We start from the raw sequence: 22,959 nt of genomic DNA on the forward strand, positions 1-22,959 counted from the left end.
GATGGGAGCACAGTCAGGCTCGTCCGTCGCGGACGTTGTTGGGGTCGGTTTTGGACCCTCCAACCTCGCTCTCGCGATAGCTCTTCAAGAGTCCATCCAGCCCGGACCGGTGCCGGCAAAGTTCAGCATGAAGTTCTACGAGCTCCAGCCTCGTTTCGGCTGGCACCGTGGGATGCTCATGGAGGATGCGACCATGCAGGTCTCTTTTCTCAAAGACCTTGCCACCATGCGCAATCCGATGAGTCGGTATACGTTTGTGTCCTACCTCCGAGAGAAAGAGAGAATTGCTGAGTTCATCAACAGCAAAACTCTCTACCCACTGCGGGTGGAGTTTCATGACTACCTGGAGTGGGCAGCTAGCCAATTTCAGTCAAACGTCTCGTACGGGTCCGAGATCAAAGACATCCGACCAGTAGTCGAGAATGGCGTGGTGGAGTACGTCGATGTAGTCGGCCCAGATGACGTTGTTCAGCGGGCGCGGAACATCGTGATCGGAATGGGTTTGACGCCTCGACTTCCCGATGGTGTCAACAGATCTGAGCGGATCTGGCACAGCTCCCAACTGCTGGGCAGAGCAGCCGCAGTTACATACGTCCCTCAAAATTTTGTCGTCGTGGGCTCTGGCCAAAGTGCCGCCGAAGTTGCTGACTACCTTCATCGGACTTTCCCTCGCGCCAATGTGCACACCGTCCTGTCCCGCTACGGCTACAGCGTCGCCGATGACAGCCCGTATGCGAATGGAATTTTCGATCCGGAGGGAGTTGACCGGTTCTTCTCCGCTCCGACCGACGAGAAGCAGAGGCTCCTCGAATACCACGCCAACACCAATTACTCAGTGGTCGATCTCGATATTTCACAGTCGCTGTATCTCAAGAGCTACCAGGAGAAGGTCCTGGGCAAACAGCGGTTACGGATGATCAACACCTCGCGCGTCACATCCGTCGACGAGGACACAGACGGCGTACGGGTCGAGGTCACATCCTCGGCCACCGGTCTGACCCATACCATCGAAGCAGACGTGATCGTCTACGCCACCGGCTACCGGCCAAGTGACCCGGCACCGCTACTCCAGGGCCTGATGCGCGAATGTAAGCACGACGAGCAGGGACGGCTCAGCGTGGGACGCGACTACCGAGTGACGACGTCGGATGCGGTGCGCGCCGGTATCTATGTGCACGGTGCCAGTACCGAACACAGCCATGGACTTTCTGCTGGTCTCCTGTCCAACACTGCAGTCAGATCCGGTGAAATCGCCCAATCCATTCTCAGGAGATGACCATGTACGTCCCCCGGATCTACAAGGCAAGTGATCGGACATGGCTGCGCCGCGTGGTTGCGCAGTACCCTTTTGCGGCTCTGATCTCAAACGGCCCCAAGGCCCCGTACGCCACCCATTTGCCAGTCATCTGTGCTCCCTGCGCCCCTTCAGAGAGCGAGGACTTAGAAGGATCGACACTGTTTGGGCACATGAACCGGGCCAATCCCCACTGGGACTCGCTCGTCGACGGTGCGGATGCCCAACTTATTTTCACCGGGCCTCATGGGTATGTCACCCCAAGTGTCTACCAACGCGATTCTGTAGCACCGACCTGGAACTACGTCTCGGTACATCTCCGAGGAAAGCTGCAACCTGTTGCCGATTTCGAGGAGACGCTCAAGGTCGTTCAATTGACAGTCAGTACGTACGAGCAGAAATTCGGCAGCGGGTGGGAGATGGACAGTTCGCTGGACCACTACCGAAGGATCGGTCCGGCTGTGGGTGCATTCAGTTTTGAGGTGGAATCGGCGGATGGCATGTTCAAGCTCAGCCAGGAGCAGAACCTCGAGACCAGGCGACGGGTGGCGGACCACTTCAGCGCGAACCACGCCGGGCGAGGCAAAGAACTAGCTTCGTTCATGCGGGAGTACAGCCATGGTGACTACAACAACTTCTGATGGGGACATGTCGGACGCACCGACGGAACCCACGGCCCGGGAGCCTTTTGCGCCAAAAGAGCATTCCGTGCCCGCCATTTGTAAACCTTCAATTTCGCACCGGCTCAGCCATTTCGGCCTGGTCTGTTCATCGGTTTACGGATGCAAGCGGAGTTTATAAATTGTGCTACTGCTCTCACGCACCTTGTCCGCCGCCATTCCGACTCGTCGAGCAGGTCAATCGTTCTACCTTCGGAATGAAGTTGGGATTCCGGGGGATTGCTTCCGGACCAAAATCCGGCAAAAGAGCCGACCGGCGAACGTGACCAAGTCGGTGTCATCGCCAGAGAAAGCCAGAAGGTTGGTAATGGATTACGACGTTGTTGTTGTTGGGGCGCGATGTGCCGGCGCTTCGGTGGCACTGCTGTTAGCCAGACAGGGGCGAAGTGTTCTGCTGGTCGATAGGGCCTCCTTTCCGGCGGACACCATGTCCACGTTGTATATCCAGCACCCTGGGGTCGTGAGACTCGCACAGTGGGGGATGCTCGATGATGTTGTGGCCTCCGGTTGTCCGCCTTTGGGCACTATTAGTCACGATGTGGATGGACTGAGTCTGATCGCTGCTACCCCGGCGAAGGACGGTGTTAATGCCGCTTACGCACCACGGCGGTACATACTCGACGATCTACTCATTCGAGCTGCCGTGTCAGCGGGCGCGGAGTTCTCGGATCGGACGTCGGTCCTAGAATTGATTTGGCACGACGAACGCGTCGCCGGAGTTCGCCTCCGGAGTGGAAATTCGACCACATCGGTGTCTGCTCGATTGGTTATTGGGGCCGACGGTATGCGATCAAAGGTCGCGGAACTTGTTCAGGCACCGATCCTCCGATCGGCACCCATAGCAAGCTGCGTGTACTACACCTTCTGGCAAGGCTTGCGAACAGGATTCGGATTCCATGAGCGAGTCGGCCGCTGGATAGCCCGTATTCCAACACATGACGACCTGACAATTGTGGCAGCTTACCTGCCGCAGAGCGAATTCTCGGTCGTTCGGCGGGACCCGCAGAGGGCGTACTTGTCCGCGATCGAATCGACAGCGCCGGATTTATACGAACAAATTATGGCACTCGACCGAGTGGATCGGTGGTGGGGTACGGGGGACCAACGCAACTATTTCCGTAAATCGCACGGTCCGGGCTGGGCATTGACGGGGGATGCGGCTCACCACCTTGACTCGATCAGCGCCCGCGGCATCACCAATGCGCTGATTCAAGCCGACCTGCTCACCGATTCTATTTCCGGGGTGGATGTCGGGAACTCGGTCGCAGTAGATGAGGCGATGGTGCACTTTGCACTGTCGACAGGAGCTGTTCTAGAGGAGCCGTACATGAGTACTCTCGCCCTGGCGAAGCTTCAACCGACGAAGTCCCGGTTGCGCATGCTGCATGCCATTGCCAATTCGCCCGAACTTACATCTCGGTACTTCGGTTTGGTTTCGGGGGCCATCGGGATGCGCGAATTTATGTCGGCCGAGCTCGTCGACTTGTTGTAGCTTGCTGATGAAATATTTCGGGTCTGAATCTAACGCTGAGGGTGGTCACCCGAGTGGTTCGCAAGGAAGTGTTTTGCTGGGCGCTGAAAGGGTTGAGCATTGATCCCGTTGTCTTTTGCGCAGCGTAGGCTGTGGTTTATCCACCAGTTGGAGGGATTGTCGTCAACTTACAATATTCCTCTGGTCTTACGCCTGACTGGTGAGCTCAGTGTTCATTCGCTGGGCAGGGCAATCGGCGATGTCGTGAGTCGACACGAAAGTTTGCGGACTGTTTTCCCCTCCCATGAGGGTGTGCCGGAGCAGCGTGTTCTTGGCTCGGCCGACGCAGACTTCGGCTGGGACGTAGTCGAAGCGTCAGGGTGGTCGACAGACGCGTTGAACGATGCAGTCGCACAGGCAGTGGGATACAAATTCGACCTCAGCTTTGAGATTCCGTTCCGAGCGCAGCTCTTCAGACTATCGGCCGATCAGCATGTATTGGTGCTCCTGATGCATCACATCGCGTCAGACGGCCAGTCCCTCACGCCCCTCGTACGCGACGTCGGGCTGGCGTACAGGGCCCATGTGGGCGTAGAGGTGCCTGCCTGGGTGCCGTTGCCATTGCGATATCGGGATTACACGCTCCGTCAGCGTGAGTCGCTCGGCGACGAGTCCGACCCCGACAGTGCGCTGAGCCGGCACCTCCTTTACTGGAAGAACACGCTAGCCGGATACGAGGGGCGGCTTGAGCTCCCAACCGACCGCCCTTATCCGGTCGTGGCCGACTATCGAGGCAATCGAATCCCCATCGAATGGCCCGTGTCGATGCAAGAGCAGGTGCGACAGTTGGCCCGGGAGCATCGTTCTACCGGCTTCATGGTGATTTCGACGGCGCTGGCGGTGCTGTTGTCCGAACTAAGCGGCACCTCCGATGTCGCTTTCGGTGTTCCAACTACGGGCCGACGTGACGCTGATCTTGCGGAGATGGTCGGTTTCTTCGCCAACACAGTAGTGCTCCGCGTTGATGTGTCTGCCAGTTCGACGTTCCGTCGCCTCTTGCAAAAAGTACGGGACGCGGTTTTGGACGCATTGGCCCACCAGGATGTCCCGTTCGACGCGCTGGTGGATCTCGTCAAACCTGCTCGGTCACAATCGCATCACCCACTGGTCCAGGTCATGCTCGGATGGCAGAACCAGATCTCCACGGAGTTGGACTTGCCGGGGGTGCTGGCAGAGGCGGTACCCACCATTTCTCGACAGGCCCGGATGGACTTGACCTTCAGTCTCCGGGAGCGGTACTCCGAGTTCGGCGAGCCGCAGGGAATCGACGGAGTGGTCGAGTACCGCTCTGATGTCTACGACGCTGCATCGGTCGAGACCATGATCGTCAGGCTTGGGCGAATCATCGCCGAGATGATCGCCGTGATCGACCAGCCAGTCATCTCGATCGACGTACTAGACAGAAACGAACACACTCATCTTGACCGCCTGGGCAATCGTTCTGCGCACTCTCAGACTGCCGCCAGTATATCCATAGCCGAACTGTTTGCAGCACAGGCGAATCGAGCGCCGGAAGCGCACGCCATGGTTTTCGAGGATCAGGTATGGACTTACAGGGAAGTTGACGAGGCCTCCACGCAACTGGCACATCTACTAGCCGTTCGTGGGGTACGCGGAGGAGAAGTTGTTGCTCTCATGCTCCCGCGTTCCAACAAGACAGTAATCGCGATCCTGGCAGTGTTGAAACTGGGCGCAACCTATGTACCCATTGACATCAAGCACCCCGATGAGCGGGTGGCGTTCATCTTGGGCGATGCCGCTCCAGCTGCCCTCGTGACCACTGCCGAACTGACTTGCCGGGTAGACTGTTTTGGTATCGAAGTTGTGGATGTCGACGACGACGCGATTGCCGTGCAGCCGGTTACGGCTCTGCCTGCGCCAGAGGCCGGCCAAGTCGCGTACATCATCTACACCTCCGGTACCACCGGTGTCCCCAAAGGGGTTGCCGTTACCCAGGCGAGCGTCACGCGATTGTTCAGCTCGACGGCTCCGGGGTTCGTGCCGTCCTCAAACCAGGTGTGGTCACTCTTCCACTCCTACGCGTTCGATGTGTCGGTATGGGAGATGTGGGGCGCGCTGCTACACGGTGGCCGACTGGTTGTCGTACCTGGAGAAATTGCCCAGTCCGCCAACGACTTTCATCAACTACTGCGAGACCAGAACGTATCCGTTCTGAGTCAGACACCGTCAGCATTTTATGCTCTGCAGGCAGTCGACATGCGCCGGCCGGGCGAGTCTCGGCTGAGCGGTCTAGAAGCGATTGTCTTCGCAGGCGAAGCTCTCGAACCGTCGAAGTTGCGACCTTGGCTAGATCAGCTGGATTCCTGGCCGCACCTGATCAACATGTACGGCACCACAGAGACCACCGTCCACGCATCGTTCCGGAGGATCGTTTCTTCTGACCTCGACAGCCATGTCAGTCCCGTGGGCGGTCCGCTTGCTGACCTTGCCTTCTTCGTATTGAATACCGGTCTCCGCCGCGTGCCGGTAGGAGTAGTCGGAGAGTTGTATGTGGCAGGTCATGGTGTCGGCCTGGGCTACTTGAAACGCATGGGGCTGACGGCGTCGCGGTTTGTTGCTTCTCCGCTCGGCCCGCCGGGCTCGCGGATGTACCGGACGGGTGACGTAGTGCGGTGGAACCGCGAGGGCGAGCTGGAGTATGTGGGCCGCTCGGACGACCAGGTGAAGATCCGTGGTTTTCGTGTTGAACCGGGTGAGGTCGAGGCTGCTCTTTCCCGTGTCGCGGGGGTGGAGCGCGCCGCGGTCGTGGTGAGGTCTTCGAGTTCGGGCAAGCAGCTGATCGGCTACGTCGTACCTGCGGAGACCGGTCCAAAAGTAAATGGTGCTGTGGTGCGTGGTGATGTGGCCGCGCACCTACCGGAGTACATGGTCCCCACAGTGGTGATGATCGTCGATGACCTACCGCTTACGGTCAACGGCAAGTTAGACAAGCAGGCATTGCCGAATCCAGAGTTCGCAGGCGGATCCTACCGAAATCCGTCGACCTTGGTTGAGGGAATTTTGGCTGAAATCTTTGCGCGTGTGCTGGACCTACCGCGGGTAGGGGTGGACGACTCGTTCTTCGACCTCGGCGGAAATTCGCTATCGGCGATGCGAGTGATCGCGGCCGTGCAGGAGTCGTTTGATTCATCGATCGGCGTGAAGGCGCTCTGGGAAGCCTCAACGGTATCGGGGTTCGCACGGTTGGTGGGTGGATCGCCGGGTGGCGGCGTGGCATGGGTCCCAGTAGCTCGTCCCAAGCGATTGCCGTTGTCGTTCGCTCAGCGTCGGCTGTGGTTCATCCACCAGATGGAAGGGCAGTCGGCGACGTACAACATACCGCTACTGATTCAGATTACCGGTTCTTTGGATGTCTGTGCGCTGCGCGCGGCGATCGCTGATGTTGTGGAGCGGCACGAGAGTCTGCGGACAGTGTTTCCAGCGGTGGCTGGTGTGCCGGAGCAGCGTGTCCTTGCAGCTGAGACTGACTTCGACTGGGACATCATTGACGCCACCACCTGGACGGAACTTCAAATATCCGACGCAGCGCGTGTTCGGGGTCAGCATGCTTTCGACCTAGCCGAAGACCTTCCTTTCCGCGCGGCGCTGTTTGTCGTGTCTGCCACTGACCATCGTCTGGTCGTGGTCATGCACCACATTGCAGTCGACGGGGGGTCACTTCCTCCGCTCCTGCGTGACCTATGGAGCGCCTACGGAGTCCGCGCTGCGGGCGAGTCGCCTTCCTGGTCGCCACTTCCCGTCCAGTACGCCGACTACACGCTTTGGCAACACGCTCTGCTGGGTGACGAAGCGGATTCGCAAAGCGTGCTCGCCGGGCAGTTGAAATTCTGGGAACACGCCCTGAAAGATCTACCCAGCAGGTTGGAGCTTCCCACGGACCGGTCGTACCCGGCGGAGACCGACACGAATGGGGGTCGAGTCGTCGTCGACCTGCCCGCGGATTTCCATGAATTGGCGCAGCGGATCGCGCGGGAACGCAATGCGACGACGTTCATGGTGATGTCGGCGGCGCTTTCGGTGCTGTTGGCGCGTTTGAGCGGGAGCGCGGATGTGGCGTTCGGGGTGCCGACGGCGGGGCGGGGGCGAACCGAGTTTGACGGCATGGTCGGGTTTTTCGTCAACACGCTGGTGTTGCGTACGCGGGTTTCAGCCGAGATGAACTTCGGTGATTTGTTGGAGGAGGTACGGGAGCGGAGCCTGGACGCGTTCGCGAACCAAGATGTGCCGTTCGATGCGCTTGTCGAGCGCCTCAATCCGGTCCGTACGCAGGCTCACCATCCGTTGATCCAAATCCTGTTCGCCTGGCAGAACGACCCGGTCCCCGACATCTCGGTGCCGGGTCTCGACGTGGAGACGGCGTCAGTCGACATCGGAGCCGCTCGAATGGACCTGGCATTCAGCCTGCGCGAGCGGTTCACTGCGGACGGTCAGCCCGATGGGATCAGCGGAATCGTCGAGTACCGCACCGACATCTTCAACGCCGAGACCGTAAAGCGCATGGCGGCTCGGTGGCAGCAGCTATTGATTGCGATGGCGGCGGGCCCGGATCGTCCTTTGGCTTCGTTCGACATCCTGGGTGAGGATGAGCTGACGCAGCTGGACGTACTGGGTAACAGGTCGGCTGTGACGGAGTCCGTTGCTGGCGTGTCGATTCCGGAGTTGTTCGCCGAGCAGGTGAGGGTGCGGCCGGACGTCATAGCGGTGGTGTTCGAGGGTCGGTCGTGGACGTATCAGGAGTTGGACGACACATCGACGCAGTTGGCTCATTTGTTGGCTGGGCGTGGGGTGGGAGTAGAGGACGTTGTTGCACTGTTGCTGCCACGTTCGGAACACACTGTGATAGCCATACTTTCGGTGCTGAAGCTGGGTTCTGCTTACTTGCCGATCGACATCAACACCCCTGACGAGCGCCTGGCATTCGTTCTACAAGACGCTGCGCCGGCCGCGATTTTGACCACGGTGAGCCTCGCTGGTCGCGTCAGTAAGTCCGGGGTCCCACTGATAGATGTCGAGGATCCCAAGGTCGCTGAACAGCCGACGACGACGTTGCCGGTGCCGAATGCTGACCTCCTCGCGTACATCATCTACACCTCAGGAACGACAGGCACACCCAAAGGCGTCTCGGTCACCCACCGCGGCGTCAATGACCTCATCGCTACCCACATCGCGCGCCTCGCCAATGTCGAGGACCCGACCACCGGCACTCTGGAACCCCACCACCACGTATGGACGCTGTTCCATTCATACGCATTCGACTTCGCGGTCTGGGAGATGTGCGGCGCGCTTCTGCACGGGGGACGGCTGGTCGTGGTTCCCGAAGAGGTTGCCTACTCTCCTTCCGATTTCCATAACCTGCTCGTAAACGAAGAAGTAACGGTGCTGACCCAGACACCGTCGGCGTTGGCACGGCTGTCTCCCGAGGGGCTACCGTCGATCGCGCTACTTCTACTCGGGGGAGAGACGTGCCCAGCCCAGCTAATCGAGCGATGGGTGACGCCTGAGCGAGCCGTGATCAATGCTTATGGCCCGACCGAGTGCACCGTCTACGTTTCGATGACCGAACCGCTAGTCCCTACAGGGGCAGTGCCGATCGGTGCCGCTGGCTCCGGCACTGCGTTGTTTGTGTTGGATTCCGGTTTGCGGCGGGTTCCGATCGGTGTGGTTGGTGAGTTGTATGTCGCGGGGCGGGGTGTGGCACGCGGTTATGTGCGACGGCCGGGCTTGACGGCATCGCGATTCGTCGCGTGTCCGCTCGGCCCTTTGGGTTCGCGGATGTATCGCACCGGCGATCTGGTTCGTTGGAATCACGACGGCGAGCTGGAGTATGTGGGTCGCTCTGACGATCAGGTGAAGATTCGTGGTTACCGCATCGAAATCGGTGAGATCGAATCGGTGCTCCGGACGGCCCCCGGAGTAGGACAGGCTGCGGTCGTCGTCCATGAGGACCACCCAGGGTACAAACGGCTGATCGGCTACGTCGTTCCCCACACAGACTGGGCGGGCGAGTTGGATGGCAACCAATTGCGCCGCTTGACCGACGCGTGGCTGCCCGAATATATGTCGCTTGCGGCGGTCGTGGTCCTCGATGCATTGCCCATGACGAGTAACGGCAAGCTTGACAAAAAGAGGCTTCCGGTACCTCAACTAGGACAATCGAACCAATACCGAGCACCGACTACTCCACTCGAGGAGAGCCTGGTTGACATCTACGCGCGCGTACTGAATGTGGAGAAAGTTGGAGTCGACGATTCGTTCTTCGATCTAGGCGGCGACAGCATCTCGTCCATTCAGGTGGTGTCCCGGGCCCGGCAAGTCGGTTTGTACTGCAAGCCCCGCGACATCCTGGTGGAGCGAACCGTGGCACGACTTGCCCACGCTCTCCAGCTCTCGGTCCCGGAGCAGTCTCTCCTTCGGCCGGCTGAGGCTGGGCCCGTCACGGCAACGCCGATCATGCGGTGGCTGGCATCTCTCACGGCACCGACAGACGAGTTCAACCAAACCATGTTGTTCCAGGGGCCGCAGCAGGCGAAGTACAGCGACGTGGTGTTGTTACTACAGGCATTGGTCGATCGGCACGCCATGCTCCGGTTGCAGGTGGACAACGCCCCGACTGAGGACGCGGACAACTGCATCGTCCTACCAACAGGCTCGATCAGCGCAGCCGACTGTGTAACCCCCGTCGTGGACTTCTCCGATACCACGTTTGCCAATGCCTTGAGCCGTCTTGACCCGCGTCGAGGAGCCATGGTGCATGGGCTGTGGGCTGAGCGCACCCGCCAGCTGTTGCTCATCGTCCACCACCTCGCGGTCGACGCGGTCTCCTGGGGAATCATCCAAAGGGATCTCGCAACGGGTTGGCGCTGCCTCACCGAGCGGCGAGAAATTACCCTGGATGCCAGCGGCACCTCGTTCCGTGAGTGGTCAACGATGTTGGCGCAGTACGCTGCCGAGCGGAAAGTCACTGACCAGCTTCCGCATTGGCAGCGCATTGAAGCCGTTGCCACCCTGCTGCCCAGCCCGCACCCGACTCCTGGTATCTGGCGCGATGTGGAGCATCTGTCGGTCAGCATCGACACGGAGCTAACCGAAGTGCTGGTAACCGACGTGACTGCGGCTCTGCACATCAACGTTCAGGATCTGCTGCTCATCGCACTCGGTTCTGCCCTCGCTGAACAGCACCAGCACTTCGACGTCCCTTTCCGCATCGACGTGGAGAGCCACGGACGTCGCGATGAAATCGGCAGTGGGATCGATTTGACCAACACCGTCGGATGGTTCACCGCAAAGCACCCGGTCGCTTTGAACGTCGTACCCATGGACCGTGACACTGTTCTGACCGGGGGCTCGGACATGGGTATCTGGATAAAGGACGCCAAGGAACAGCTGCGTGCCCACCCCGACGGAATCACCTACGGTCTTCTCAAGTATCTAGGCACCAACAATCTGTCTGGCGTAGATCCCGCCATCGGCTTCAACTACCTCGGCCGGCGCAGCGTGAGCCAGCTCGACGCACCCCTCGAAGATTGGCGGATCCTCGGACCGACTGAATCGCCTGATGCTCGACGCTTTGGTTCCCGCTCGATGCTGTTGCCGCACACAGTCGGCATCAATGCAGCCGTGCTAGCCGAAGGTTCGCAGTCAGAACTACACGTGTCCTGGAGTTGGACGAGCACACAGGTGGATCGCTCCTATATCACCGAGCTGTACGCGCGCTGGTATGACGTTCTAGCTGGAATTGCGGCGTACGTGCAGAACGGCGGCGGAGGACTGACTCCCTCCGACGTCCTGCCGGCGGTGGTCAATCAGCGGCAGATCGATCAACTCGCACAAATCGTGGAACCAGCAGACCTTCTCCCGCTGACTCCGCTTCAAACCGGGCTGCTTTTCCATCGCCGTTCCGGCAGTAATGAACCCGTAGAGCTGTACACCGTGCAACTGGGTATCGAGATTGCTGGCGTACTCGACGTGCCGCGCTTGCGCGAGGCCGCTCATACAGTCGTCGGACGCCACCCCAACCTAATGGCTCGGTTCGTCTCCGAGGGTTTCCCCGAGCCGGTGCAGATCATTCCGACACGCCCAGACATACCGTGGACGGTAGTTAACGGCTACGAGTGCGATCAGAGGCTGCTGGATGCAGAGCTCGCCGCCTGCGGCAACCTCGTAGATGAGGCACCGCTACGGATTCTCCTTCATCAGACTGGGACGAATAAGCACACGCTGGTGCTATCCGTCCATCACATCGTGGTGGACGGTTGGTCAATCCAGATTCTGCTCAAAGAGATGTTCGCCGTCTACGAACGGGAGACTCTGGCACCCGCGCCCACCTTCCGAAATTACGTCGAGTGGCTATCCGCCCAGGACTGGAGCGCGGCGCGGCGGCATTGGCAGAAGCTGCTGGCGGGACTTCAAACGCCGACCTTGTTAGATCCAGGAGATCGCTTCACTGATGCGCGATCGCTGTTGCGAGTCGACCTCCCTATCGACGTCACGCGTTCTGTTGAGCAGTTGGCTCGCTCGCAAAACACGACCATGAACATCGTGCTACAGGCCGCCTGGGGCCGTCTGCTGGGCGCATTGACTGGCAGCGGAGACGTCGTCTTCGGCACTACCGTATCGGGGCGGCCAGCAGAACTGTTCGGCAGCGAGTCGGCGGTGGGCATGTTCATCAACACCGTCCCGGTAAGAGCATCCCTGACCGCGACGACGACCACGGCTGAACTGATCGGCATGCTGCGGGACGACTACCACGATGGGCTAGACCACCAGTTCGTGGCCCTGGCCGATATCCAGCGCGCCGCGGGACATCAACAACTGTTCGACACCCTCTTCGTCTACGAGAACTACCCACTGAGGATGTCCGGCGGGCAGCTCGAGACAAACGGACTGAGCGTACGCATAGCCTCAAGTCGCGAGTTCACTCACTATCCAATCGCCTTACAGATCTGGCCCGGTCCACAGCTGAGGGTGCGGCTGGAATACCGCATGGCGGTCCTCGACGAGCGGTTGGCCAAGCAAATCCTGGTATGGCTCCAGACACTATTGATTGCGATGGCGGCGGGCCCGGATCGTCCTTTGGCTTCGTTCGACATCCTGGGTGAGGATGAGCTGACGCAGCTGGACGTACTGGGTAACAGGTCGGCTGTGACGGAGTCCGTTGCTGGCGTGTCGATTCCGGAGTTGTTCGCCGAGCAGGTGAGGGTGCGGCCGGACGTCATAGCGGTGGTGTTCGAGGGTCGGTCGTGGACGTATCAGGAGTTGGACGACACATCGACGCAGTTGGCTCATTTGTTGGCTGGGCGTGGGGTGGGAGTAGAGGACGTTGTTGCACTGTTGCTGCCACGTTCGGAACACACTGTGATAGCCATACTTTCGGTGCTGAAGCTGGGTTCTGCTTACTTGCCGATCGACATCAACACCCCTGACGAGCGCCTGGCATTCGTTCTACAAGACGCCAAACCAGCAGCAATAGTGACAACGGTAGCGCAATTGCACCGGGTCGATGAGAGCAAAGTGGCAGTCGTGACCCTCGGGGGCAGGGTCACCGTCGAACCTCCCACTGTCACCTTTCCATTCCCCCATCCAGAACTGACGGCCTATGTCATCTACACCTCAGGAACGACAGGCACACCCAAAGGCGTCTCGGTCACCCACCAGAACGTGACGCAACTGTTCACCAGACCCGCACGGACGTCCGAATTGTCGCCAGGACAGGTGTGGTCGATGTTCCATTCGTACTCGTTCGATGTGTCGGTGTGGGAGATGTGGGGCGCTCTGCTGCACGGTGGCCGCTTAGTCATAGCCTCTGAGGACACGGCCAACTCTGCCACCGACTTTCATGACCTACTTGTGAACGAAAGTGTTTCGGTTCTGACCCAGACCCCGTCCGCCCTCGGCCGGCTGTCACCGCAGCGGCTGAGCGCATTGAGGACCATTTTTGTGGGGGGTGAGGCGTGCTCGCCCGAACTTGTCGATCGGTGGGCTTCAGGCCGAGAAATGATCAACTCCTACGGTCCTACCGAAAGCACCGTTTACGCCTCTATGAGTGCGCCCATGAAGCCTGGTCATGGAGCTCCTATCGGTACGCCGGTGCCGGGTGATGCGTTGTTTGTGTTGGATTCCGGTTTGCGGCGGGTTCCGATCGGTGTGGTTGGTGAGTTGTATGTCGCGGGGCGGGGTGTGGCACGCGGTTATGTGCGACGGCCGGGCTTGACGGCATCGCGATTCGTCGCGTGTCCGCTCGGCCCTTTGGGTTCGCGGATGTATCGCACCGGCGATCTGGTTCGTTGGAATCACGACGGCGAGCTGGAGTATGTGGGTCGCTCTGACGATCAGGTGAAGATTCGTGGTTACCGCATCGAAATCGGTGAAGTGGAAGCAACACTCGCTGCCTTGACCGGAGTGGAGCGTGCGGCAGTGGTGGCCCGTGATACCGATACCGGCAAGCAGTTGATTGGCTACGTCGTACCTACCGAGGTGTCTGCGGGAATCGATGGTGGGGCGCTGCGCGAACGAGTTGCCGCGCGATTGCCTGCGTACATGGTTCCGGCCGTGGTGATGGTCATCGACGAGTTGCCGTTAACTGTCAACGGCAAGCTGGACAAATGGGCGTTGCCCGAGCCGCAATTCGCCAGCGGCGTTCACAGAGCGCCGTCATCTCCGGTTGAAGAAATTATCTCCGGCATTTTCACGAAGGTTCTCGACCTGCCGCGAGTCAGCGTGGACGACTCCTTCTTCGACCTGGGCGGCAACTCGCTCTCTGCGATGCGTGTCGTAGCCGCCGTGCAGGAAACCTTCGACTGTGAAATCAGCGTCCGTGCACTCATGGAAGCCCCCACCGTAGCGGGCCTGAGCAAACAACTCTTCAACTGGTCCAGTTCCGACGAGATACCTCAGGTCGTGAAGTTGTGCCGAGGGCCAGGGCGTCCACTTTTCTGCATACACCCTGGTGGGGGCGTCAGCTGGGCGTACCGCGCCTTGGGAAGCATCGTGCAGCGCCCAATATTCGCTATTCAGCAAACCGTCGACGGCGAACGTCCGCGTTCGGTCCGCGAAATGGCCGGCGAGTATGCCGACCTCGTCCAGTCAGTCCAGCCCGATGGGCCCTACGACCTGCTGGGATGGTCCTTCGGTGGTGTCGTCGCCCACCAGATGGCTACCGTGCTGGAACGGAGAGGGGCGCACGTACGTCGGCTAATACTGTTGGACGCAGCTCTAGTAGAACCCGGTACGACACGCTCGCCAGACGCGGATTTCAATGAGACCGACGTCCTGCGGCATTTCGTGTCCAAGAACGTCGACCTGCCCGATCTGAAAGAATTGACCTCTTACGAGCAGGCCACGGAATGGCTGGAAACTCATTCGTCACTCGGCGCAGCTATTCCGCCAGCTTGGATGATCAGCCACGTCGTTCGCAATCTCCGATTCAATTCTGACCTCTGGCACGGCCACACACCGGACCTATTCGGGGGCGGCGCTGTGGTGTTCCAGGGAAGCGATCACGAACGCGATCCAGGTTATTCAAGAGACTGGACACGTTTTATCGCTCGTCCAGTCACGGAGATCGCAGTGGAGTGCGAACACAACGACATGTTGAGTCCCGATGCGTTGGACGCCTACGGCGACCGGCTGCGTGCAGAACTGGAAGGCGACGATTATGAGTAAACCAGGCGAGTTTCCTTATGAGGCAGGTATTCATCCCAAGGGCTATGTGTCTAGGCCATGGACGATCAGGCAATTGGCTGGGCTTGGCGACGGCGTAGACACCAATAGGCGGTTCCATTATCTCCTCGACCAAGGCGAGACAGGTCTTTCGTTGGCTTTCGACCTGCCCACCCAGCTCGGACTCGACCCGGACGATCCAACGGCTGCCGGTGAGGTCGGTCGCGCCGGGGTCTCGGTGTCCACCGTCGACGACTTGGCCGCAGTGTTCGACGGAATACCGCTGGATCAGGTGTCAGTCTCTTTCACCATCAATGCGACCGCACCGATGATCTTGGCCCTATGGATCGTGGTTGCCGAAGAATCAGGCGTCAACCCTGCGCTATTACGTGGCACTTTGCAGAACGAAATGCTGAAAGAGCACGCGGCTCGCAAGGCGTTCGTGTTCGACTTGGACGACAGCTTCCGCTTCTCGTTAGACGTTATCGAGTACTGCATACGCAACTTGCCCAAGGTCAATCCGGTATCGATCTCGGGTGGACACGCCCGTGAAGCCGGTGCGAGCCGAGCAATGGAAGTGGCGCTCGGCATCGCTGATGCGGAGACGTACTTGCAAGGGATGCTGGAGCGGGGGTTTACCGTCGACGAGGTCGCACCCCGGCTCAGCTTCATCTTTGGGACCCATATGGAGGTTCTTGCCGAGGCGGCCAAGTTCCGTGTCCTACGCAGGATGTATGCCCGCCGCATGGTGGACCTCTTCGGCGCTGCTGACGCGAAGTCGAGCCGCATGCGTGTTCAGGTCAATACTTTCGGCTCCGCTCTCGCCGCCTCCGAACCGCTCAACAACATCGCGCGTACGACCATTCAGGCCGTAGCGGCCGTCCTCGGCGGGGTGCAGTCTCTGCATGTGTGCGGCTTCGACGAGGCCGAACAAACGCCTGGGCAGCTATCGGCACGCATTGCGCTGAGGATTCAGCAGATCATCTTGAAGGAAACCGATCTAGCCAGATACGTCGACCCCCTCGGCGGGTCCGAGGCAATAGCTCGCATCGCCGATGAAATCGAAGCAGAGGCTACGGGGTGGCTAGATGACATCGCTGCCCATGGTGGCTTGTTGGACTGTCTGCGCAGTGGCTGGCTGGAATCGCGCATTGACGACATGGCCTACGCCACCCGCGGCCCCGTCGTCGGCGTCGTCGAAGCCGAGAGTTCCGAAGAAGAGGAGTGGCTCACTGAAAGGCAACTGCGTTCGGGTGTCGTACCGGGCCGCCGCCGTCCCTTCGAGCGCGGGGTTTGTAGCGCAGAACTACGTGCTGTGACCGATGACGTGGCCGCGGGCCGCAATGTCATGAATTCGATGATCGCAGCAGCACGGGCTCGGGCCAGCATCGGCCAAATGCAACGGGCGGTGGCAGAAGGGCTCGAATCGAAATGACCGCATCTAACCGGAGCAGCAGCAGTCCGGGTCAATCCCGTACCCAAACACACTCAAGGGTGCAGCCAACTGACCACTCGGATGGGGAGCAGAGAAATATGAGCAAACAACGGATGGCTACCACTATTACGAGTTTCTGGGAACGGGCTCTCGGCGAAGAAAATCTCACGCTCGATGACAATTTCTTCGATTTGGGCGGTGATTCGCTCACGGCCGCGAAAATCCTTGCCCTTATCCAGCGGGAGTATGGGCTGCAAGCGGAATTGCATCTAATTTTTAACAACCCCACCATCGAAGAATTCGTGGAGGCCGTTGATGAAGAACTAGCAGGGGTAGCGCCGCGGGGAGAAGATGCATGACCGCCCCAAAATTCAAGTCACTGTGGGGAGGTCCGGCGACACCCGATTGTCACTTAACTGGATTTGTTCGCCGTGTCACCCACGATCCGGGGCGTACGGCTGTAGTCGACGCCGATCGTTCGTACACCTACGGAGAACTGGCAGCTTGGGCGCAAACGGTGTCGTCCAACTTGACGCTGGCCGGCGTGAACGTAGGAGACCGGGTTGCGGTATCGCTTCCGCGAGGCGCGGGTGCAGTCGCTGCATTACTCGGGGTGCTGCTGCATGGAGCGACGTACGTCCCGTTGGACCCCGAGTACCCCGTGGAACGGATTCAGTTCATGGTGGATGACTGCGCACCTCGCGCCCTAATCGCCACCACGCGATCACGTGTGAACCACCACGCCCCGCTGGTCGACATCGGGCTGCCCCCCGGAGTAACCCAACCGATCGACCTGCGCGCCGTCGCGTGCGATGCCGCACTTCCGGTCTACATCATCTACACATCCGGATCGACCGGCTGGCCGAAGGGCGTAGCGCTGAACCATCTCTGCATCGACACAATGGTCGATTGGCAAACATCCCACTCACCCCACCCCGAACTACGCACCGCACAGTTCGCCCCGCTAAATTTCGACGTCTCGTTCCAGGAGATATTGGGCACGCTGTGCGGCGGCGGCACGCTTGCGATCATGCCGGAGAAGCTACGCCGTGAACCAGCCCAATTGCTTCGATGGCTCTCCGATCAACGAATCGAGCGGCTGTTCGTCCCATTCGTTGCGTTGCAGATGCTGGCAGTGACGGCCCAGCGGGACATGCTGGCGCAACTGTGCTTGGTCGAGGTAAATACCGCCGGTGAGCAAGTAGTGTGCTCGGAAGATATTCGCGCAATGTTCGCATGTATGCCCGGCTGCCGGCTGGTCAACCACTACGGACAAAGCGAATCCGCCATGGTGACCTCGCACATCCTGGGGCCCGATCCGTATGCCTGGCCCAATCTGCCACCAATCGGCGAACCCCTGCCGGGATGCGAACTACTCATCGCGCCGGAAGTTCCAGAAACTCCGAACATCGGAGAGCTTCTCGTATCCGGAAATCCATTGTCGGATGGATATCTGGGGCGTCCCGAGCTGACAGTGGAGCGCTACGTCAGCATCCTTCCCTCACCAGCCGGTAACACCCGAGCCTTCCGTACCGGTGACCTGGTGGAGCTGACAGACAGCGGCTTGCGCTTCCTATCCCGAATGGACAGCCAGATCAAAGTGCGGGGAATCCGCGTTGATCTCCTAGAAATCGATGCGCAGTTGCTAACAGCTCCCGACTTCGCTGCAGCGGCGACGGTCATGGTGGTGACTAAGTCCGGCCATGCCAGCCTGCGCGCCGCAGTAGTCCTTCGTGAGGGCTGCACCGGCCCAGTCGAGGCCAACGCTCTTAAGCGACTACGCAAGGTACTGCCCGAGGTTTCGGTCCCTGTTTCGGTGACGGAACTGCCCGAACTGCCCAGGACCCCCAGCGGGAAGGTTAATCGTGAGAGAGTCGCTGAGCTCATCGCAGATGACTGCCGGCGGCGTCGCCGACACAGTCAGGGCGGTGACGAATGACCACAATCCTGCACGATAGGCCCGCCGATGCGGGCCAATACGCACTCTGGGCCGAAGCCACGATTGATCCCTCGATTAGTGGCGGCGGATATTTCGTGGCGACCTTTCGCGGTGTACTTGACGAGCATCACCTCGAGGCCGCTGCGCGCGCCGTGCTTGAACGACACGAGCCGCTGCGGTCGGTGCTGCGGCTTGTGCGGGGACAGTTGCGCCAGTGCGTCCTGCCGGCACTTGAGGCATGTTCTTTCGAGCGCGCCACTATCCCATGCGAAGACGGCTCCGAGTCGGCGGCGGTCCGAGAATGGTGCAAGCAGCGCGAACAGGACAAGCGCTGGGACCTAGCCACCGAGGCACCAATTCGTTTCCAACTTCTAACCCATGCTCCCAACCGCTGCTCGATGGTCTTCGAGGCTCATCACGCCGGCTTTGACGGGCGCAGCAAGTTTATTGTCGCCCGCGATTTCTCGAACTATCTGGGGAAACTGAGAATCGGCCATCAAGTGAATCCGACGCCGCTGGCCGCGCCCAGTACGCCCGTTGCCACGGAGGCAGTCACCGCGGAGGCCATCGAATTTTGGCGTACTGCTATCGACAAACGGATGCCCTTGACACTTCCCGAGGGCGGCCGTCTGGGGCAGCGGTCCATTGCTGCCTCGCCGACAATCGAACTGGAGCCCTCAGCGGTTGCCGCCCTTCGCGCGATCGCTCAAAACCTGCAGGTGAGCACATTCACGATGCTTTTCGCAGCGCTCACTCGACAAATGACGGCTTACGACAACATTGATCCGGTGTTGTCTGTGGCTTCGGACGTCAGTGACGAACACACCGGACATGTCGCCGGCTTGCAAACCAACGTGGTCCCCGTATCCATCGAAACCTCCCGCCAGATGGCGACGGAAAAATCCGTTGCCTCGGCCCGCCGGGCGCTCACACACTTGGCTCGCTATCGCCGCGTCCCGTTCGTGGACCTGGTGTCCGGTGTGCCCGGCAGACCCCTCGCTCGGCTCAGTACTGAGCTCGGCCTGTCATTTCCCCGTCCGCCAGCCCAACTTGACCTGGAAATCCCCGGCCTACGTTCGGAGTGGGAGTTTTTCACGCCAAACACAAACGCTGCTTTGGCCAGAACGCTGCAGATCCGTGCGCACTGGCCGCAGTGCCGGGTGCGGCTCGACTATCGCCAGGATCTGATGGGTGCAGCGGAAGCAGAAATATTTCTTGCCGATTTTCGCACTGCTGTCACAGATCTCGCTTCAGACCGAGAAACATCCTTGGTCAGCTCTACGAGCAAAGTCCGGCCCCGAGCAGCCGGCGCGGGGACCCCGTACATCTGTGCTGGCGTCCGCGCGGGGACACTATGTAACGACGACGCTCCCCACCCTCCGCGCTTGATGCCATCGGACGGTGTGAGATTCACCGTGCGTGGCCGGTCGGAACAGTTACTGCCCTGTTGTATAGCGGGCACGATCTGGGTTCATCTCGCCGACGGCCGCGAGGTTTGCACCGACGACTGTGGGTACGTCGCGGCAGACGGCGAGATGCGACACCTAGGACCTCGGGAGGGTCGGTGGATCCGCACCCGAAGCCTCATTGATGCCTCCGCAGTCGCCCGCGTCGCCCGAACCCACACTTGGGTACGAGAGGCGGAAGTGCAGCTGGTGAGGGGCCGTACCGACACCGCGGTGCTCAGTGTGTCTGGACCAACTCGCAATGTCCCGAGCGCACGAGAAATCCGAGCACATCTGCGGACTTTTCTGCACGCCAGTGATCTGCCTGGACGTATCAAAATCACCTGTACCGACACCCTACCGACGAACAAGGATGACAATGAACGAACTCTCTGAAGCTGTAATCGCGGGTGCCTCTCCGGACGTACTTGAGAGCCTTCCCGTCCCACCTGAATACAACGCCGCCTACCTAGATGTAGAAGACATCCAGATTTTCGCCGGCGTCGAGGACAAAGACGTTCGAAAGTCGATTCACCTCGGCAGTGTGCCCATGCCGGAACTTGCTCCTGATGAGGTGTTGGTCGCTGTTATGGCAGCGGCGATGAACTACAACACAATCTGGTCCGCTACCTTCGAGCCGATCCCCACTTTCAACTTCCTGCGGCACTACGCAAAACAGGGCGGCTGGGCCTCTCGTCACGACCAGCCGTACCACGTACTGGGGTCGGACGCAGCCGGGGTGATCGTGCGCGTCGGGGCCGGTGTGCGCAAGTGGAAGGTCGGGGACCATGTCGCCGTAGGGACGGCTCATGTCGATGACCAGGAACCGCTCACCCATCACGACGGCATGCTCGGCCACGAGCAGCGAGCATGGGGGTTTGAGACAAACTTCGGAGGCCTCGCTGACTATGCGGTCGTCCGCGCGAGTCAATTACTACCCAAGGCAGCGCACCTCACCTGGGAAGAGGCTGCCAGCAACCCATTGTGCGCGGGAACGGCCTACCGGATGCTCGTCAGCGAGCGCGGTGCCAACATGCGTCAAGGCGATGTAGTCCTCATTTGGGGCGCGGCGGGTGGCCTCGGTGGCTACGCCGTGCAATTCGTCCGCAACGGCGGCGGCATACCAATCGGCATAGTCAGCTCGGACGCAAAAGCCGAGGTCGCCCGCAAGCTTGGCTGTGAGCTGGTCATCGATCGGCGCGAGATCGGTGAGATTTCCGCTGACCCGGACGCCACCGTCGCGGCAGGAAAACTGCTGGGCAAGATCATCAGGCGAGAGATCGGAGAGGATCCGAACATCGTCTTCGAGCACGTTGGCCGCGAGACCTTCGGCCTCTCGGTATTCGTGGCCCGCCGCGGCGGCACAATCGTCACCTGTGGATCGAGCACGGGTTACCAACACACGTTCGACAACCGCTACTTGTGGATGCGCCTGAAAAGAATAGTAGGCAGCCACGGGGCGAATTTGTACGAGCAGTGGCAGACGAACCGCCTCATCCAGCGCGGCCAAGTGCAACCTATGTTGTCTGAAGTGCACCCGTTTCAAGAGACACCAGAAGCCGCACGCAGGATTCAACTAAACGAGCACCTCGGCAAAGTTGGCATACTTTGCCTAGCACCCTCGAGTGGGCTCGGTGTCACCGACGTCGACCTGCGTTCCCGGATCGGCGAGGCGCGGATCACACCGCTGGTGACGGCATGACAGCTCCGAACCCGAGCTTCGACGCAGGAAAGGCCGAAGGCCGCGTGCATCGTGTCCGAGTGGTGGTTGCCAAACCTGGGCTGGATGGCCACGATCGCGGTGCCAAAGTGGTGGCGCGCGCACTTCGTGATGCCGGCATGGAAGTTATCTACACCGGATTGCGTCAGACACCCGAGCAAATCGTCCGCACCACTTTGGAAGAGGGTGCCGACGCTGTCGGTCTGTCACTGCTATCGGGCGCTCACATGGAACTGGTACCCCGCGTAATCGAGCTGTTGGCCGAGAATAACGCGATGGAGATACCCATCTTCTGTGGCGGCGTCATTCCACCTGGAGACGCACGCAAGCTCGCTGAAATGGGAGTGCTCCGGGTCTTTACCTCTCGGGATTCCCTTCAGGAGATCACCCGTTGGGCACAAACGAACCTACATCCGCTCAAGGAGACGGAGTGACGAGGCACCAGAACTGTCAGACCTTGGAGTCTGCACGGCAAGGCAATATCAGGGCGCTGGCGCAACTAATGACTCGCGCGGAGAACTACGCCATCACTGAGGTTGACGTCATCTCTCCGGCTGCACCGGACCACCCCCGAACCGCCTGTACGGTGATTGGCTTGACAGGTCCTCCTGGTGTCGGAAAGTCGACGTTGATTTCATGTCTTATCGCCGAGTACCGCAAGCGGGGTCAGCGCGTGGCAGTGCTCTGCTTTGATCCGTCATCGCCGATAACCGGCGGTGCGCTCCTCGGTGACCGCATCCGTATGCAGGAGCACTCAGATGATCCCGGAGTTTTCATTCGGTCAGTGTCCAGTCGTGGCCATCTCGGAGGACTTTCGGCCACGGCCAGGACAATGATCGCGATCCTGTCTGAGATCGAATTTGACAGGATCTTGATCGAGACGGTCGGAACCGGGCAGTCAGAGGTGGAAATCGCATCAATCGCGGACGACACCATCGTTGTTCTAGCGCCTGGAGCAGGTGACGGCATCCAAATGGCCAAGGCTGGTGTTCTGGAAATCGCCGACCTCTACGTCGTAAACAAGGCAGATCAGAACGGAGTCCACGCAGTACTTCGCGAACTCCAGGCCGTGATCGAGCTTGGTCAACGCGACGTCCCCATTGTGACGACTACCGCCAGCCGTCAAGAAGGGGCCGCCGAGGTAGTTAGAGCCCTTGAGGCCAAGCGAAAATCTCCTATGACGTAGAGCTGGAGCAGATCGTTCCTCCAGTCATTACCTCTGCCGCGCTTTGCAAA

Annotated in this window: 11 protein-coding genes; all 11 read left to right on the plus strand. The window is 59.9% G+C overall.

Annotated elements, in window-relative coordinates; translation table 11 throughout:
- Position 1 precedes the first annotated feature (1 nt).
- The 11 genes from CH296_RS26045 (at position 2) to meaB (ending at position 22,909) form a co-directional block, all read left to right on the plus strand.
- Positions 2–1,276 (plus strand): lysine N(6)-hydroxylase/L-ornithine N(5)-oxygenase family protein, encoded by a 1,275-nt coding sequence (locus tag CH296_RS26045; RefSeq protein ID WP_015586166.1) that lies wholly within the window; start codon positions 2–4, stop codon positions 1,274–1,276.
- Positions 1,273–1,935 (plus strand): FMN-binding negative transcriptional regulator, encoded by a 663-nt coding sequence (locus tag CH296_RS26050; protein WP_202902192.1) that lies wholly within the window; start codon positions 1,273–1,275, stop codon positions 1,933–1,935. Before CH296_RS26045 ends, CH296_RS26050 begins: the two co-directional genes overlap by 4 nt.
- A 346-nt stretch (positions 1,936–2,281) precedes the next feature.
- Complete coding sequence (locus CH296_RS26055; protein ID WP_015586168.1) at positions 2,282–3,466, plus strand: NAD(P)/FAD-dependent oxidoreductase; 1,185 nt, start codon at positions 2,282–2,284, stop codon at positions 3,464–3,466.
- A gap of 108 nt (positions 3,467–3,574) precedes the next feature.
- Positions 3,575–15,187, plus strand: a complete 11,613-nt coding sequence (locus CH296_RS26060) for a non-ribosomal peptide synthetase (protein ID WP_256980577.1) — start codon at positions 3,575–3,577, stop codon at positions 15,185–15,187.
- Positions 15,156–16,619 (plus strand): methylmalonyl-CoA mutase family protein, encoded by a 1,464-nt coding sequence (locus CH296_RS26065; protein ID WP_032364855.1) that lies wholly within the window; start codon positions 15,156–15,158, stop codon positions 16,617–16,619. The genes CH296_RS26060 and CH296_RS26065 overlap by 32 nt, the downstream gene beginning before the upstream one ends.
- Before the next feature lie 98 nt (positions 16,620–16,717).
- Positions 16,718–16,978: a phosphopantetheine-binding protein gene (locus tag CH296_RS26070; protein ID WP_032382025.1), complete on the plus strand. Its 261-nt coding sequence runs from the start codon at positions 16,718–16,720 to the stop codon at positions 16,976–16,978.
- Positions 16,975–18,558, plus strand: coding sequence for an AMP-binding protein (locus CH296_RS26075; RefSeq protein ID WP_015586172.1), 1,584 nt, complete (start codon positions 16,975–16,977; stop codon positions 18,556–18,558). The genes CH296_RS26070 and CH296_RS26075 overlap by 4 nt, the downstream gene beginning before the upstream one ends.
- Positions 18,555–20,399: a condensation domain-containing protein gene (locus CH296_RS26080; protein WP_015586173.1), complete on the plus strand. Its 1,845-nt coding sequence runs from the start codon at positions 18,555–18,557 to the stop codon at positions 20,397–20,399. Before CH296_RS26075 ends, CH296_RS26080 begins: the two co-directional genes overlap by 4 nt.
- On the plus strand, positions 20,383–21,705 hold the full coding sequence (gene ccrA, locus CH296_RS26085; protein WP_015586174.1) for a crotonyl-CoA carboxylase/reductase: 1,323 nt from the start codon (positions 20,383–20,385) through the stop codon (positions 21,703–21,705). Before CH296_RS26080 ends, ccrA begins: the two co-directional genes overlap by 17 nt.
- Positions 21,702–22,157, plus strand: coding sequence for a cobalamin B12-binding domain-containing protein (locus tag CH296_RS26090; RefSeq protein ID WP_015586175.1), 456 nt, complete (start codon positions 21,702–21,704; stop codon positions 22,155–22,157). The genes ccrA and CH296_RS26090 overlap by 4 nt, the downstream gene beginning before the upstream one ends.
- Positions 22,154–22,909: a methylmalonyl Co-A mutase-associated GTPase MeaB gene (gene meaB, locus CH296_RS26095; protein ID WP_015586176.1), complete on the plus strand. Its 756-nt coding sequence runs from the start codon at positions 22,154–22,156 to the stop codon at positions 22,907–22,909. Before CH296_RS26090 ends, meaB begins: the two co-directional genes overlap by 4 nt.
- The last annotated feature ends 50 nt before the right edge of the window (positions 22,910–22,959 follow it).

Origin of the sequence: Rhodococcus sp. 14-2496-1d (assembly GCF_002259365.1) — a bacterium.
In the GTDB taxonomy this organism is placed as follows: Bacteria; Actinomycetota; Actinomycetes; order Mycobacteriales; family Mycobacteriaceae; genus Rhodococcoides.